The sequence below is a fragment of the Pseudomonas subflava genome (genome assembly GCF_023823685.1).
Classification (GTDB): Bacteria; Pseudomonadota; Gammaproteobacteria; order Pseudomonadales; family Pseudomonadaceae; genus Aquipseudomonas; species Aquipseudomonas subflava.
This window is the reverse complement of sequence record NZ_JAMXBF010000014.1, coordinates 200727-215953: the sequence shown is the minus strand read 5'-3', so window position 1 is coordinate 215953 and position 15227 is coordinate 200727. Positions and strand designations below refer to the sequence as shown.

Sequence of the window (15227 nt, the reverse complement as noted above, 5' to 3'; positions counted from 1 at the left end):
TGAGTCGTCCTCAGAGCAGCCGGCGGATGGCTTCCAGCAGGTTCTCCTGCTCGAAGCCGCCCTTGGCGAGATAGGCATTGGCGCCGGCCTCCAGACCGCGTGCGCGGTCCTCGGCGGAGTGCAGCGCGGTCACCAGCACCACCGGCAGCTCGGCCAACTCGCGGTCGGCACGGATGCGACTGGTCAGGGTGAAGCCGTCCAGGCGCGGCATCTCGACATCGGACACCAGCAGGTCGAAATGGCTCTGTTTCAATGCGTTCCAGGCCTCGAGCCCGTCGTTGGCGGTGACCACGCGGTAACCGGCGGCCTCGAGAATGGCCTTGAGCAGGCCACGCGAGGTGAAGGAGTCCTCGGCGACCAGCAGGCGCCTGGCGACCGCCGAATCGCGCGGGCGCGCCTGCTGGCTGAGGCTCGAGGCCTCGCTGGCCAGGGCGCTGCGATAGAGGTCGGCGGGATGCAGGATCGGCACCAGCCGGCCATCGCCCAGCAAGGTGGCGCCCATCAAATTGCGCACCCGCACCAGTTGCTTGCCGAGGCTCTTGACGATGATCTCCTGATCGCCGAGCAGCTCCTCCACCAGCAACACGAAGCGTTCGCCGCGCACCCGCAGCAGAAGCAGGGTCAGGTCGCCCTCGCCGAGCGGCGGTTGCGCCAGGCCGAGCACGTCGCCCAGCGGCCAGAGTGGCAGCACCCGCCCCTCGAAGCTGACCGAAGGGCGGTTCTCTAGGGTGCGAATGGCGCTCGTCGGCAGGCGCAGACAGCGCTCCACAGCCAGCGCCGGCACGGCGAAGACCCGCTCGGCGTTGCGCACGATCACCGCGCGGAAGGTCGACAGGCTGAGCGGCAGGTGCAGGTGAAAGCAGGTGCCCTGCCCCATCGCGCTGTCGATCTCGATACGCCCGCCGAGGCGCTCCACCGTGTCCTGGATGATCGCCATGCCCAGGCCGCGGCCGGAAATGTCGGTGAGCATCGCGCTGGTCGACAGGCCGGAGACGAAGATCAGCGCCTGCGCCTCGCGCGTGCCCATGGCCTCGGCCTGTTCCGGAGTCAGACGCCCGGCGGCCACGGCCTTGGCCTTGAGCCGGCCGATGTCGATGCCCTGGCCATCATCGCTGACCCGCAGCTCGAAGCGGTCGGCGGCCTCCTGAATCAGTTCCACCTGCAGCCGGCCGACCGCACGCTTGCCGCGAAGGCCGCGTTGCTCCGGCGTCTCCAAGCCATGGTCGACGGCGTTGCGCAACAAATGGGTTAGCACGCTGCGAAGCTCGTCGAGAATGCGTTTGTCGATCTGCAGGTTCGCCCCGTCCACCTCCAGTTCGACACGCTTGCCGGCCTGGCTGGCGATGTCCTGGACCATGGCCGGCACACCCTCGAAAAGACTGGCCCCGGACAGCAGCAGCGCCTCCTGCACCTCCGCCACCAGCGACTCGGACAGCCGGGTCATGCCGACGGCCAGAAGCCCGGCTTCCTTGGCCATGCGGCTCGCACTGAAGTGCAGGCGGTCGAACTGGGCCATGCTCCAGTCGAGATGGTCGAGGGCATCGCCCAACGCCTCGCGCAGCTCAGCGGGAACCCCCTCGATGTTGTCCCGCAACTGGCGCAGCGCGCCGGCGCCGAGCGTGCGCTTGACGCGCTGTGGCTCGAACGCCGCGGCATGCTCCTTCAGCGCCCGCGCATGGGCCTGGGCCTCCAGCTTGTGCTGCAACAGCACCTCGCTGTGGAACAGCAACGCATCCAGGCGCTGGGTCGTCACCCGCACCGTGGCCGGGTCCCGCGGCGTCTCCGGCGCTCCGGCGGCCATCTCGGGCAAGGCGACCGCGCGACCCTGGGCGCTGTCGTTGAGGCTGTCGATCAGCTGCGCCAGTTCGTGGTCATCCACCGCCTGTTCGGCGTGCAGGCGCTGCACCACCTTGAGCGTCAGCCGGCACAGTTCGACCCGCTCGCCATCCAGCGGCAGATCGCCATGCCGCACCGCGCTAAGCAGGTTTTCCCAGGCGTGGCAGAGTTGCTCGATCTGGCCCACGCCGGCGGCGCGCGAGGCGCCCTTGATGCTGTGCACCTCGCGAAACAGCGATTCGATGTCGTCCTGGCTGGCGCTGCTCTCGCGCCAGTTGGCCAGCACATCGGCCAGGGTGGCGAGGCGCTCCGCAGCCTCGGCGCGAAAGCTGGCCAGCAGGCGTTGTCTGAGCGCGTCGCGATCCAGGGGCATGGTGTGTTCAGGCTCTCTCGGCGGGACGGGCGGCGGCCCGTGCGGATATTGGGCAGATGCGGCGCACGCTCATTCCTCGTCGCGAACCAGAAGATCGGGATCGCCGAGCAGGCGCGCACCGTCCAGTACGGTCTTCTGGTCCAGTGTGACGCCCAGCAGGTAACGGGCGCGGATGCCGGTCAGATTGGCCAGTTCGCTCTGCAAGCTGTCGCGCCGTAGCTGCTCGATGCCGCGGATGCGATCGGCCAGCAGGCCGAATTCCATGTCCGCGCTGCGCAGCACCACCAGATAGTTCTTGTCGGACAGCCCCTCGATGGGCAACTGAAAGAACACCCGCAGGTCCAGCACCGAGACGATGTGCCCACGCACCCCGACGATGCCCAGCACGAACGGTGGCGTGCCCGGCAACGGCGTGAACTGCGGCAGCGGCAGCGCGGCGGCCACGTGACGGGTCTCGATGGCATACAGCTCTTCGCCGAGGGTGAAGCACAGCACCTCGATCAGGCTTTCCGGCCGCTCCTCCTCGATCGCCTGTGCCCATTCGCGGGTGCGGGCCTGCAGGCGCTCTTCGCGCGTCTGGGCATCCACGGCGAAGCCGTCCTCGATGCGCCGCTCGAAGGCCTCCAGGTGCTCGCGCAGACGTTGCCAATGCTGTTCGTCGTTCAGGAAGGCGGGCACGGTCGATCCCCCAACAATTGTTCACACAGCGCCAGTAGCTGGACGCGGCCGAGGCCCTCGGCGAACTGCAGCGGCGCGTCGTTCTCGCTTTCCAGCAGTTGCCGCTGGCACGTGCGCAGCGCGCGGTCCCCAGCCTGGCGTTTCCCCGTTTCACGCAGCAACAGCCCCTGCTGGAAGTGCCCCATGCTGCATTCCGGGGCCAGGTAGAGCAGCTTGTGCAACGCCTGCAGTGCCGCCGGCAGGTCACCCTCCTGGCGTTCCAGCAGGGCCGACAGCCAGTAGGCGGGCAGCGCCGCCGGGTCGATCTCTAGGGCGTTCTGCAGCCACTCGCGAGCTTCGTCGCCGCGCTGCTGCTCGGCCCAGCTGCGCGCCAGAGCCAGGCAGCTCTGGTAGCGCTGGACGATCGTCAGGCCGGGTTGCGACAGGTAATCCTGCAGCGCCTGCCGCGCCTGGGCGTGATCGCCGCGCTGCAGGGCTTCCTGCGCCTGCTGCCACAGGCGTTCGCGCAGCGGCTCGGCCGGTTCGGCGGGTGGCTCGTGCCGGGCGGGCTCGCGGCGTGGCCGCGGCGCCTGCGCCGCCACTGCAGGCAAGACGGCGGCGGGCGGCGATGGCGGTTGGCGTGCGTCAGCCGCCAGCGCATAGTTGCTGCCGGCCCAGAATCCCGAGAGCCCGGCCTGGGTGGCGAGACCCGCCTCCACAGCGCTGAGCACCAGCATGCCGTCCGCGCTCAGGCAGGCCAGCAGGCGCCGAAGCGTCGCGCTGGCATGTTCGGCGGAGAAGTACATCAGCACGTTGCGACAGAGGATCAGGTCCACCTCCGCCAGGCCGCGGCGCCGATCCGGCAGACTGCCGGTGGCGAGGTTGTGGCGCTGGAAGCGGATGCGCTCGCGCCATTGCGGCCGTACCCGCCAGGCCCGAGCCTCGGCCTGGAAATGGCGCTGGCGGAAGGCCTCCTCGTTGCGGCGGAAGGCGTTCTGCCCGTAGCGGCCCTGTTCGGCCCGAGCCAGAAAACCCGCATTGATGTCGCTGGCCAGCACTTCCAGTGACCACTGGCCGCGCTCGGCACCGAGCAGGTCGTCGAGCAGGAACAGCAGGCTGTAGGCCTCCTCGCCGGTGCAGCAGGCCGCGCTCCATACGCGCAGGTGGCGCTGCCCCGCCGCGCGCCGGCGCTGCAGCAGCGGCGCCAGGTGCTGGCGGGCCAGCCAGTCGAGCGCCTCGGGGTCGCGGCGGAAGTAGGTCTCGCCGACGGTGAACGCGGGGATCAGCCGCTCGATGCGCGCATCGTCCCACTCGGCGAAGGCCAGGCTTTCCAGCCAGGCCGTCGTGTCCTCGGTCTGGTCTTCGGCGAGCAGACGCAGGCGCCGCTGCAGCTCGGGTTGGCGCGCACCGGAGAAATCCATGCCCAGGTGCCGGTGCACCTTGCTCGCCAGCAACTCCAGCAGGCGCGGCGAGCAGAGTGGCTCAGCCTGGCGCATGGTTCGCTCCTCGGATATCCAGGGCGCGTTGCAGCTCGGCCTCGTCGGCGTCGGACAGCACCTGCTCGACGTCCTGGATCAGCAACATGCCCGTCGCGGTACGCAGCACGCCGCGCACCAGTTCGCTGGGCACTTGTGGCTGGTCGGCAGGTATCACGTCTGCGGGCTCGCACTCGGTCGCGGTGTCCACCCGTTCCACCGGTATCAGCAGTTCACGGGTGCGGCTGCGCAGCCATATGAATGGCTGCCACAGGCCGAGCGAAGTCGCCGGCCAGGCGAAGCGGCGCGCGAGGTCCACCACGGGCACGACCTGCCCACGCAAGTTAGCCAGGCCGAGCACGGTCGGCGGCGCGCCGGGTAGAGGCAGGCATTGCAAAGCCGGAATCACCCGGATGACGTTCTCGAGAGGTACCGCGAGATGCTGCCCCGCTAGCCGAAAGGGCAGCACGGATAATCTGTCCATAGAGGCATCCAGTTGCCGCTAGCATCTTCTCTTTACCCTAGCCCAGCGTGCCGGGACGTCCAGCGAACCGGACCTCCTGGTCAGGTTACCGGCGCTGCGGCGCGCACCGTCTGTGACGGGCGTCGAATGTTACGGGGATTGTCGATCGGGTCCTGCGCCGTTCGACCAGTAGCAATTCCCACCAATGGAGACTCGCCACATGGCCCTGGAACTCTACGCTCACCCCTTCTCCTCCTACTGCCAGAAGGTGCTGATCGCACTCTACGAGAACGCCACCCCCTTCGAGTACCGCCGACTGGCGCCGGAGCAGCCGCAACACATGGAGCGACTGGCCGAGCTGTGGCCCATGCGACGCTTCCCGCTGCTGGTCGACGACGGCCGGGCGGTGATGGAGGCCAGCATCATCATCGAGCACCTGCAGCTGCGCTATCCGAGGCCGGCGCGGCTGATTCCGGACGATCCCGCGCTGGCCCTGGAGGCGCGGTTCATGGACCGGGTGTTCGACAACTATGTCTCCACTCCGCAGCAGAAGTGCGTGTTCGATGCGCTGCGCGCGCCGGATGAGCGCGATGCCTACGGCGTCACCGAGGCGCGGCGCCTGCTGGACACCGCCTACGCCTGGCTGGAGCTGCGCCTGCAGGGCCGCACCTGGGCCGCCGGCGAGCAGTTCAGCCTGGCCGACTGCGCGGCGGCGCCCTTCCTGTTCTATGCGGACTGGACCCAGCCGATCGGCGAGTCCTTCCCGACCGTACGCGCCTACCGCCAGCGTCTGCTGCAGCGGCCTTCCTTCGCCCGCGCGGTGGACGAGGCGCGGCCGTATCGGGCGTTCTTCCCGCTGGGGGCGCCGGATCGGGACTGATCGTCGGGGAGGCCTGGAATGATGCGCGTGGCGCACCCTGTGTTCCTGGTCCTTTCGCTTATCGGTGCGATGCCGCTAGCATCGGCGATCCCTGTCCCTGCCCGAGGAACCTCGATGAAGAAGCTCGCGCTGTCCCTGCTCTGCCTGCTCGCCCCGCTCGCCCACGCCGACGCGGCGCTGACCGAGGCCAATATCCGCGCGCTGTACGACCGGGTCGCCGCGGCCGCCTCCGAACGCGATATCGACGGCACCCTGGCGCACATGAGCGAGGACGTGCGCATTCACATCACCGCCGCCAAGGGCAGCATAGAACTGGATGCGGACAAGTACCGGCAGTTGCTCAAACAGGGCTGGAGTGGGCTGGACAGCTACCGCATGGAGGTCGACATCGAGTCGATCAACATCGCCGAAGACGGCCAGAGCGCCACGGTCAAGGACACCACGCACGAAACCCTGAGCCTGCAGGGCCACGAGATGAGCGCCGGCATGCAGGAGACCGCCAGCCTGCGCCTGATCGACGGCGAGCCGAAGATCGTGCGCATCGAGGCGATCATCCAGCCGTAATCGTCCGGTGCGCCGGCGGCGCTGAAGCGCGGCGTCCGATCAACCCTGGGGTGCGCCATTACACGAAGTCAGTGCGCGCGACGCACCCTACTCCTCGGGCAGCCCCTGCCAGCCACCGCCGAGGGCGGCGATCAGCTGCACGCTGGCGGTCAGGCGGCTGCCCTGCAGCGTCAGGCGGGTGCGCTCGTTGGACAGCGCAGTGGTCTGCACGCTGACCACGTCGGTGAATTCCACGGTGCCGGCGCGGTACTGGTTGAGCATCAGCCGCAGCGATTCGCGGGCGGCGTCCAGCGCCTCCTGCTGCACCACCGCCTCGCGCTCCAGCACGGACAGCTGCACCAAGTAGTCCTCCACTTCGCGGAAGCTGGTCAGCACCGTCTGCCGGTAGTCGGCGACGGTCTGGTCGTAGCTGGCCTCGACCTGCTCGACCTGAGAGCGGATCAGGCCGCCGTCGAACAGGGTCATGGCGAAGGACGGGCCGATCGACCAGAAGCGGTTGGGCGAGCTGATCCAGTTGTCCAGGCCGCCGCTGCGGTAGCCGCCGGTGGCCGACAGGCTCAGCTCCGGGTAGTAGGCGGCCTTGGCCACGCCGATCTCGGCGTTGGCGGAGATCACCCGGCGCTCGGCGGCGGCCACGTCCGGGCGCCTTTCGAGCAGGGTCGACGGCAGGCTGACCGGCACGCTGGGCAGCGCCGGCACCGCGTCGCGCACCGCCAGCTCGAACTCGGACGGCGCCACGCCGACCAGCACGGCGATGGCATGCTCGAGCTGGGCACGCTGGTATTCCAGGTCCACCGCCTCGGCCTCGGTGCCCTTGAGCTGGGTCAGTGCCTGGGTGACGTCGGACTTGGGCACGATGCCGGCACGGTACTGGTTCTCGGCGATGCGATAGGCCTGTTTGTAGGCAGCTACCGTCTCGTCGAGCAGACGCTTCTGCTGGTCCATCACCCGCAATTGCAGGTAGTTCTGCACCAGTTCCGACTGCTGGCTGAGGCGCACGGCGGCCAGGTCGGCCGCGCTGGCGTCGAGGCCGGCGTTTTCCGACTCCAGCTGGCGGCGCAGCTTGCCCCACAGGTCCAGCTCCCAGCTCACGCCCAGGCTGGCCTCGTAGCTCTTCGACACGTTCGAGGCGTTGGCGCCGCTGACGCTCACCCCATCGCTGGTGCTGATGGTGCTGTCGCCACCGCCCTGCCCCGCGCGTGTTACGCCGGTGTTGAAGCCGAGAGTCGGAAAGAACGCCGCCCGCGCCCCGCGTACCAGGGCCCTGGCCTGGCGGTACTGGGCCTCGGCGCTGGCCAGGTTCTGGTTGTTGGCGTTGAGGCGCTCGATCAGCGCGTCCAGCTCGGTGTCGCCGTAGAGCTTCCACCAGTCGCCGCGCAACGCGGTATCGGCCGGAACGGCGGCCTTCCAGCCGGCGGCCTGCTTGAACTCGGCCGAGGGCGCGCTCTGCGGGCGCAGGTAGTCGGGGCCGACGGCGCAGCCGGCCATCAGCACGGCGACGAACAGGAGCGAGATACGGGGCAATGCGGGCTTCATAGCGGGGTTTCCAGAGCGGCGTCGCTGCGCACGCCGCGCCAGCGGTTGACCCGATGGCGCAGGCGGTCGAGATACAGATAGACCACCGGGGTGGTGTAAAGGGTGAGCAACTGGCTGAGCACCAGGCCGCCGACGATGGCCAGGCCCAGCGGCTGACGCATTTCCGCGCCCTCCGCCTGGCCCAGCAGCAGCGGCAGCGCGCCGAGCATGGCGGCCAGGGTGGTCATCATGATCGGGCGGAAGCGCAGCAGGCAGGCGCGGCGGATCGACTCCTGCGGCGACAGCTTCTGGTCGCGCTCCAGCTCCAGGGCCAGGTCGATCATCAGGATGGCGTTTTTCTTCACCACGCCGATCAGCAGGAACAGCCCGAGCAGCGAGACCAGGCTGAACTCGCTGCCGGTCAGCAGGATCGCCAGCAGCGCGCCGACACCGGCCGAGGGCAGTGTGGAGAGGATGGTCAGCGGGTGGATGTAGCTCTCGTAGAGAATGCCCAGCACGATGTACACCACCAGCAGGGCGATCAGGATCATCACCGGCTGCCCCTGGGCCTCCTTCTCGAACTGGCCGCCGGTGCCTCCGAGCATGCCCTGCACCTCGGTGGGGAGGTTGACTTCGGCCACGGCCTGGCGGATCGCCGCGTTGGCCTGGTCCTGGGTAACGTCCGGTGCCAGGGTGTAGCCGATGCTCTCGGCGGCGAACTGGCCCTGGTGGTTGACCCGGTCTTCCTCGAGGCTGCGTTCCCAACGGGCGAAGCCGGACAGCGGCACGCGCTGGCCATCGGCGCCGATCACCTGGATCTGGTCCAGTGCCTCCGGGTACTGGGCAAACCTGGGGTCGACCTCCATCACAACGCTGTACTGGTTCAGGGCCTCGTAGATGGTGGAGATCTGCCGCTGGCTGAAGGCGTTGTTCAGCACGCTGGTGATCATCGCCATGTCCACGCCCAGGCGCTGGGCGGTGGTGCGGTCGACCACCAGGTTGATCTGCTGGGCGCCCTCGCCCTCGTTGGCGTCGATGTCGGTCAGCTCGGGCAGCGCGGCGAGGCGGTCGCGCACCTTGGGCAGCCACTCCTTGAGCAGCCCGAGCTCGCTGGCCATCAACACGTACTCGTTTTCCGAGCTGCGCCCCTGGCGGCCGCCGAACTGCAGGTCCTGGTCGGCCATCAGCATCAGCCGCGCGCCGGGTACCTTGGGCAGGTTCTGGCGCAGGCGATCCATCACTTGCCGAGAAGAGGCGTCGCGCTCGGCGATGGGCTTCAGCCGCACCACCAGGAAGGCGTTGTTGATGCCGCTCTCGCCGCCGATGAAGCCGGCCACGCTGTGGATCGCCGGGTCTTCCAGCAGGCCGCGGCGGAATGCCTCCATCTTCGGCTGCATGACCTGGAACGATAGGCCGTCGTCGCCGCGGACGAAGCCGATCAGCTGGCCGGTGTCCTGCTCGGGCATCAGCGTCTTGGGCACCACGACGAACAGGTAGACGTTGCCGACGATGGTCAGCAGCAGGGTGAACAGGGTCAGCTTCGAATGGGCCAGGGCCCAGTCCAGGCTGCGGCCGTAGAAGCCCAGCACACGTTCCTGAACCCGCGCGCCGAAGCGCTGCAGGCGCCCAGGCTCGCGCTCCTCCTCCTCGGCCTTGAGCCAGCGGGCGCAGAGCATCGGCGTGAGGGTCAGCGACACGGCCATGGAGATCAGGATCGCCGCCGCCAAAGTCACCGAGAACTCGCCGAACAGGCTGCCGACGATGCCGCCCATGAACAGGATGGAGAGGAACACCGCCACCAGCGAGAGGTTCATCGACAGCAGCGTGAAGCCTACTTCCTGGGCGCCCTTGTAGGCCGCCGCCATGGGCTTCTCGCCGGCCTCGATGTGCCGCGAGATGTTCTCCAGCACGACGATGGCGTCGTCCACCACCAGGCCGGTGGAGATGATCAGCGCCATCAGCGACAGGTTGTTCAGCGAGAAGTCCAGCAGGTACATCACCACGAAGGTGCCGACCAGCGACACCGGCACCGCCAGCGCCGGAATCAGCGAGGCGCGCCAGCGGCCGAGGAACATGAACACCACCATGATCACCAGCGCCACGGCGATCAGCAGGGTGCGCTCCGCCTCGTGCAGGCTGGCGCGGATCACCGGCGAGCGGTCCATCGCCACCTCCAGCGTGGCGCTGGCCGGCATCACCGCCTCCAGCGCCGGCAGCTCGGCGCGGATCTGCTCGATGGTCTCGATGATATTGGCCCCCGGCTGGCGGTTGACCACCAGCAGCACGGCCTTCTCGTCATTGTAGAAACCGGAGTTGTAGCGGTTCTCCACCGAATCGACGACCGTGGCCACGTCGCTCAGGCGCACCGGGGCGTTGTTCTGGTAGCGGATGATCAGGTCGCGGTACTCGGCGGCCTCGTGCAGCTGGTCGTTGGCCTGGATCTGCCACTGGCGGTCGGCGTCGGCGACGTGGCCCTTGGGCCGGTCGCGGTTGGCCTCGTCGATGGCGTTGCGCACCTCGTCCAGGGCCACGCCGTACTGGTCGAGCAGGCGCGGCTCGAGCTGCACGCGCACGGCCGGCAGCGAGCTGCCGCCGATCTCGATCTTGCCGACGCCCGGTACCTGCGACAGCTTCTGCGCGATGACCGTGGACGCCAGGTCGTACAGCTGGCTCTTGTCCAGCTGCGGCGAGGTCAGCGACAGCACCATGATCGGCGCCTGCGAGGGGTTGAACTTCTCGTAGGTCGGCATGGTGCGCATGCCGCTGGGCAGCAGGTTGCGCGAGGCGTTGATCGCCGCCTGCACCTCGCGGGCCGCGGCGTCCACGTTCCGGCCGATGTCGAACAGGATGATGATGCGCGTGTTGCCCTGGGCGCTGCGGCTGGTCATCTCGCTGATGCCGGCGATGCTGCCCAGCGCCCGCTCCAGCGGCGTGGCGACGCTGGAGGCCATGGTCTGCGGGCTGGCGCCCGGCAGGTTGGCGGAGACGACGATGGCCGGGAAATCCATGTTCGGCAGCGGCGCCACCGACAGCAGGCGGAAGCTCACCAGGCCGGCGAGGATGATCGCCAGGCTCAGCAGCAGGGTCGCCACCGGCCGACGGATGAAGGGGGCCGAGAGGTTCATGGCGCCAGCGCCACTCCCGAGGCGCTACGGCCGAGCAGCCGACGCGACATGCGATCGAAGGCCAGGTAGATCACCGGCGTGGTGAACAGCGTCAGCACCTGGCTGAGCAGCAGGCCGCCGACCATCACCAGGCCCAGCGGCTGGCGAAGCTCGGCGCCGGAGCCCGAGGCCAGCATCAGCGGAATGGCGCCGAACAGCGCGGCCAGGGTGGTCATCAGGATCGGCCGGAAGCGCAGCAGCGCGGCCTGGTAGATGGCCTCGGTGGGCGCCATGCCCTGGTTGCGTTCGGCCTCCAGGGCGAAGTCGATCATCATGATCGCGTTCTTCTTGACGATGCCGATCAGCAGGATGATGCCGATGATGGCGATCAGGCCCAGGTCGTTGCCGGTCAGCAGCAGCGCCAGCAGCGCGCCGACCCCGGCCGAGGGCAGCGTCGAGAGGATGGTGATCGGGTGGATGTAGCTCTCGTAGAGCACGCCCAGAACGATGTACATGGTGACGATGGCCGCCAGGATCAGCAGCAGGGTCGACGACAGCGACGCGCGGAAGGCCTCGGCCGCGCCCTGGAACTGGGTCTGGATACCCGGCGGCATGCCGATCTGCCGCTCCACGCCTTCGATCACCGCCACCGCCTCGCCCAGCGACACGCCCGGCGCCAGGTTGAAGGACACCGTGACCGCCGGGAACTGGCCGATATGGTTGACCAGCAGGCTGGCAGGCCGCTCCACCACCCGCGCCAGCGAGTCCAGCGGCACCTGCGCGCCGTCTGTCGTGGCCACATGGATGCGCCCCAGCGCCTGCGGCCCCAGGGTGCCGGCGCCGAGGCTCTCCAGCACCACGCGGTACTGGCTGGTCTGGGTGAAGATGGTGGAGATCTGCCGCTGGCCGAAGGCGTCGTACAGCGCATCGTCGATGTCGCCGACGCTGACGCCCAGGCGCGCCGCGGCGTCCCGGTCGATCTCGAGGAACACCTGCAGGCCGCGGTTCTGCAGGTCGCTGGCGATGTCGCGCAGCTCCGGGCGTTCGCTCAAAGCGCTCACCAGCTTCGGCGTCCATTCGTCCAGCAGGTCGCTGTCCGGCGACTCCAGGCTGAACTGGAACTGGGTACGGCTGACCCGGTCCTCGATGGTCAGGTCCTGTACCGGCTGCAGGTACAGGGCGATGCCCGGCACCTCGGCCAGCTCGGGGCGCAGGCGCTCGATCACCTCGCTGGCGGTGACGTCGCGCTCGGCGTGGGGTTTGAGGTTGATCAGCAGGCGGCCGCTGTTCAGCGTCGGGTTGTCGCCGTCCACGCCGATGTAGGACGACAGGCTGGCCACGTCCGGGTCGCGCAGGATGACGTCGGTGAGGCGCTGCTGGCGCTCGCTCATGGCCTGGAACGAGATCGACTGCGGCGCCTCGGAAATGCCCTGGATCACGCCCGTGTCCTGCACCGGGAAGAAGCCCTTGGGCACGACCAGGTACAACACCACGGTGAGCGCCAGGGTGCCGACGGCCACCAGCAGGGTCAGGCCCTGGTGGCGCAGGGTCCAGTTCAGGCCCACGGCGTAGCGCTCGATCAGGCGGTCGATGACCGCGCCGGCGCTCTTGTAGAAGCGCCCCTGTTCCTCTTCCTTCTCGGCTTTGAGCAGGCGCGCGCACATCATAGGCGTGAGGGTCAGCGACACCACCAGGGAAATCAGGATGGCCACCGCCAGGGTGATGGCGAACTCGCGGAACAGCCGCCCGACCACGTCGGCCATAAATAACAAGGGAATCAGCACCGCGATCAGCGAGAAGGTCAGCGAGATCAGGGTGAAACCGATCTGCTTGGCGCCCTTGAGCGCGGCGTTGAACGGCGTCTCGCCCTCCTCCAGGTGGCGGGCGATGTTCTCCAGCATGACGATGGCGTCGTCCACCACGAAGCCGGTGGCGATGGTCAGGGCCATCAGCGTCAGGTTGTTGATCGAGAAGCCGGCCAGGTACATCACGCCGAAGGTGCCGATCAGCGACAGCGGCACGGCGATGGACGGGATCACGGTGGCGGAGAACTTGCGCAGGAACAGGAAGGTCACCAGCACCACCAGGCCGATGGCCAGGACCAGCTCGAACTGCACGTCCTTGACCGCCGCGCGAATGGTCTGGGTACGGTCGGTGAGCACCTGCACCTCAAGGGTGGACGGCAGCGACGCGGTGATCTGCGGCAGCAGGCTCTGGATGCGGTCGACCACCTCGATGACGTTGGCGCCGGGCTGGCGCTGAATGGTCAGCAGCACCGTCTCGTTGCGGTTGGCCCAGGCGGCCAGGCGTTCGTTCTCGGCGCCGTCCTCGGTGGTGGCGACATCGCGCAGGCGCAGGGCCGCGCCGTTCTCGTACTTGAGGATCAGGTCCTGGTATTCCTCGGCGGACTTCAGCTGGTCGTTGGCATCCAGCTGCGACACGCGGGTCGGGCCGTCGAAGTTGCCCTTGGGCTGGTTGACGTTCTGCGCGGCGATCAGCTCGCGCACGTCGGCCAGGTTCAAACCGTGGCTGGCCAGGGCCTGCGGGTCGACCTTGATGCGCACGGCCGGGCGCTGGCCGCCGGCCAGGCTGACCAGGCCTACGCCGCTGATCTGCGCGATCTTCTGCGCCATGCGCGTGTCGATCAGGTCGTGCACCTGGGTCAGCGGCAGGGTGCTGGAGCGGATCGCCAGGGTCAGCACCGGGGTGTCGGCCGGGTTGACCTTGCTGTACACCGGCGGCGCCGGCAGATCATCCGGCAGCAGGTTGGTGGCGGCATTGATGGACGCCTGCACCTCCTGCTCGGCCACGTCCAGGTTAACCTCCAGCGAGAAACGCAGGGTGATCACCGAGGCGCCGCCGGAGCTGGTCGAGGACATCTGCTTCAGCCCCGGCATCTGGCCGAACTGGCGCTCCAGCGGCGCGGTCACGGCGCTGGTCATCACCTGCGGGCTGGCGCCCGGGTACAGGGTGAGCACGCGGATGGTCGGATAGTCGACCTCCGGCAATGCGGAGACCGGCAGCAGGCGGTAGGCGATCAGACCGGTGAGGAAGATTGCCACCATCAGCAGCGTGGTGGCGACCGGCCGCAGGATGAACAGGCGCGAGGTGTTCATGCGTCCTGCTTCTGCTCGGCCTTGGCGTCGGGCCGGGCCAGCTCGCCCGGCGGGGTGTCGATCACCTGGACCTCGCTGCCGTCCTTGAGCTTGTCGGTGCCCTCGAGCACCAGGCGTTCGCCGACCTCGACACCCGACTCGATCAGGCTGATGGCGCCATCGCTGGCGGCGACCTTGATGTCGCGCAGCTTAACCTTGCCATCGTCGCCCACGACGAAGACGAAGGTGCCGCGGGCGCCGAACTGTACCGCGGCGGACGGCACGAGAATGGCCTGCTCGCGGGTTTCCACGCGCAGGCGCACGTTGACGAACTGATTGGGGAACAGCCGCTCGCCGGTGTTGGCGAAGCGCGCCTTGAGCTTGACGGTGCCGGTGGCGACGTCGATCTGGTTGTCCAGGCTGTGCAGCTCGCCCTCGGCCAGCAGTTGCTGCTCGCCGCGGTCCCAGGCCTGCACCATCAGGCGCTGCTCGTCGCGGACCCGCGACAGCACCGGCGGCAGGTCCTTTTCCGGCAGGGTGAAGCTGACGGCGATGGGCTCGACCTGGGTGATCACCACCAGCGGCGTGGTGTCGGCGCTGCTCACCAGATTGCCGAGGTCCACCTGGCGCAGGCCGAGGCGCCCGGCGATGGGTGCGCGGATCTCGGTGAAGCCCAGGTTCAGCCGCGCCTCGGCGACCGCCGCCTGGTTGCTTTTCACCGTGCCGCGGTACTGGCCGACCAGCGCCTGCTGGGTGTCCAGGGTCTGCTTGGCGATGCTGTCCTCGGCGTACAGGCCCTGGTAGCGGTCCAGATCGATCTCGGCATTCTTCAGCTGCGCCATGTTCTGCGCCAGCACGCCCTCGGCCTGCTGCAGCGCCACCTGATAGGGGCGCGGGTCGATCTGCGCCAGCAGCTCGCCGGCCTTGACCCGCTGGCCTTCCTCGAACAGCACCTTGACCAGCTCGCCGTCCACGCGCGAGCGCACATTCACCGTGTTCAGCGCGGTGACGGTGCCCAGGGCCTTGAGCTCGATGGGGAAGTCGCCCCGCTCCACCTCGGTCAGGCGCACCGGTACCGGGCCCTGCCAGGGGCCGAACTCGGGGGCCTTCTTTTCGGGCTCGCCGCGCATCAGCCACCAGGCCAACAGCACGATCAGGACGGCCAGGACGATCAGCCAGCGACGGGAGAATCGGGGAGTACTGCGGGAATCGGGCATGGTGCGGGGTCACTATCCTTCGGAGGGTGAACGATAAGTACTCCCAGC

The 15227-nt window shown here is 68.5% G+C and carries 10 protein-coding genes; 2 read left to right on the top strand and 8 right to left on the bottom strand.

The features are described 5' to 3' along the window. Positions 1-10: 10 nt before the first annotated feature. The 4 genes from NF616_RS19650 to NF616_RS19635 form a co-directional block, all read right to left on the bottom strand. Positions 11-2209, bottom strand: coding sequence for a hybrid sensor histidine kinase/response regulator (locus tag NF616_RS19650; RefSeq protein ID WP_252275453.1), 2199 nt, complete (start codon positions 2207-2209; stop codon positions 11-13). Between the two features lie 69 nt (positions 2210-2278). After that, positions 2279-2887, bottom strand: coding sequence for a chemotaxis protein CheW (locus NF616_RS19645; RefSeq protein WP_252275451.1), 609 nt, complete (start codon positions 2885-2887; stop codon positions 2279-2281). After that, on the bottom strand, positions 2872-4362 hold the full coding sequence (locus NF616_RS19640) for a CheR family methyltransferase (RefSeq protein WP_252275449.1): 1491 nt from the start codon (positions 4360-4362) through the stop codon (positions 2872-2874). Before NF616_RS19640 ends, NF616_RS19645 begins: the two co-directional genes overlap by 16 nt. Continuing rightward, the gene (locus NF616_RS19635) at positions 4349-4825 is read right to left on the bottom strand and encodes a chemotaxis protein CheW (RefSeq protein WP_252275447.1); all 477 of its coding nucleotides are present in this window, start codon (positions 4823-4825) and stop codon (positions 4349-4351) included. The genes NF616_RS19640 and NF616_RS19635 overlap by 14 nt, the downstream gene beginning before the upstream one ends. Positions 4826-5024: 199 nt before the next feature. On the opposite strand from NF616_RS19635, the gene NF616_RS19630 reads away from it, so the two are divergent. Then, positions 5025-5684, top strand: coding sequence for a glutathione S-transferase family protein (locus tag NF616_RS19630; RefSeq protein WP_252275445.1), 660 nt, complete (start codon positions 5025-5027; stop codon positions 5682-5684). Positions 5685-5798: 114 nt separating this feature from the next. After that, positions 5799-6248 (top strand): nuclear transport factor 2 family protein, encoded by a 450-nt coding sequence (locus tag NF616_RS19625; RefSeq protein ID WP_252275444.1) that lies wholly within the window; start codon positions 5799-5801, stop codon positions 6246-6248. Positions 6249-6335: 87 nt separating this feature from the next. On the opposite strand, the gene NF616_RS19620 is transcribed toward NF616_RS19625, so the two are convergent. Genes NF616_RS19620 through NF616_RS19605 form a run of 4 tightly spaced genes read right to left on the bottom strand, consistent with a single transcriptional unit; the run spans position 6336 to position 15179 of the window. After that, entirely contained in the window at positions 6336-7784 is a 1449-nt protein-coding gene (locus NF616_RS19620; protein WP_252275442.1) for an efflux transporter outer membrane subunit, read from the bottom strand. Then, complete coding sequence (locus NF616_RS19615) at positions 7781-10888, bottom strand: efflux RND transporter permease subunit (protein WP_252275440.1); 3108 nt, start codon at positions 10886-10888, stop codon at positions 7781-7783. The genes NF616_RS19620 and NF616_RS19615 overlap by 4 nt, the downstream gene beginning before the upstream one ends. Continuing rightward, positions 10885-13983 carry an MdtB/MuxB family multidrug efflux RND transporter permease subunit gene (locus NF616_RS19610; protein WP_252275438.1) on the bottom strand — a complete coding sequence of 1033 codons (3099 nt, stop codon included), beginning with the start codon at positions 13981-13983 and terminating at the stop codon, positions 10885-10887. Before NF616_RS19610 ends, NF616_RS19615 begins: the two co-directional genes overlap by 4 nt. Further along, a complete protein-coding gene (locus NF616_RS19605; RefSeq protein ID WP_252275436.1) occupies positions 13980-15179 on the bottom strand; it encodes an MdtA/MuxA family multidrug efflux RND transporter periplasmic adaptor subunit in 1200 nt (399 codons plus the stop codon). Before NF616_RS19605 ends, NF616_RS19610 begins: the two co-directional genes overlap by 4 nt. Positions 15180-15227 lie beyond the last annotated feature (48 nt).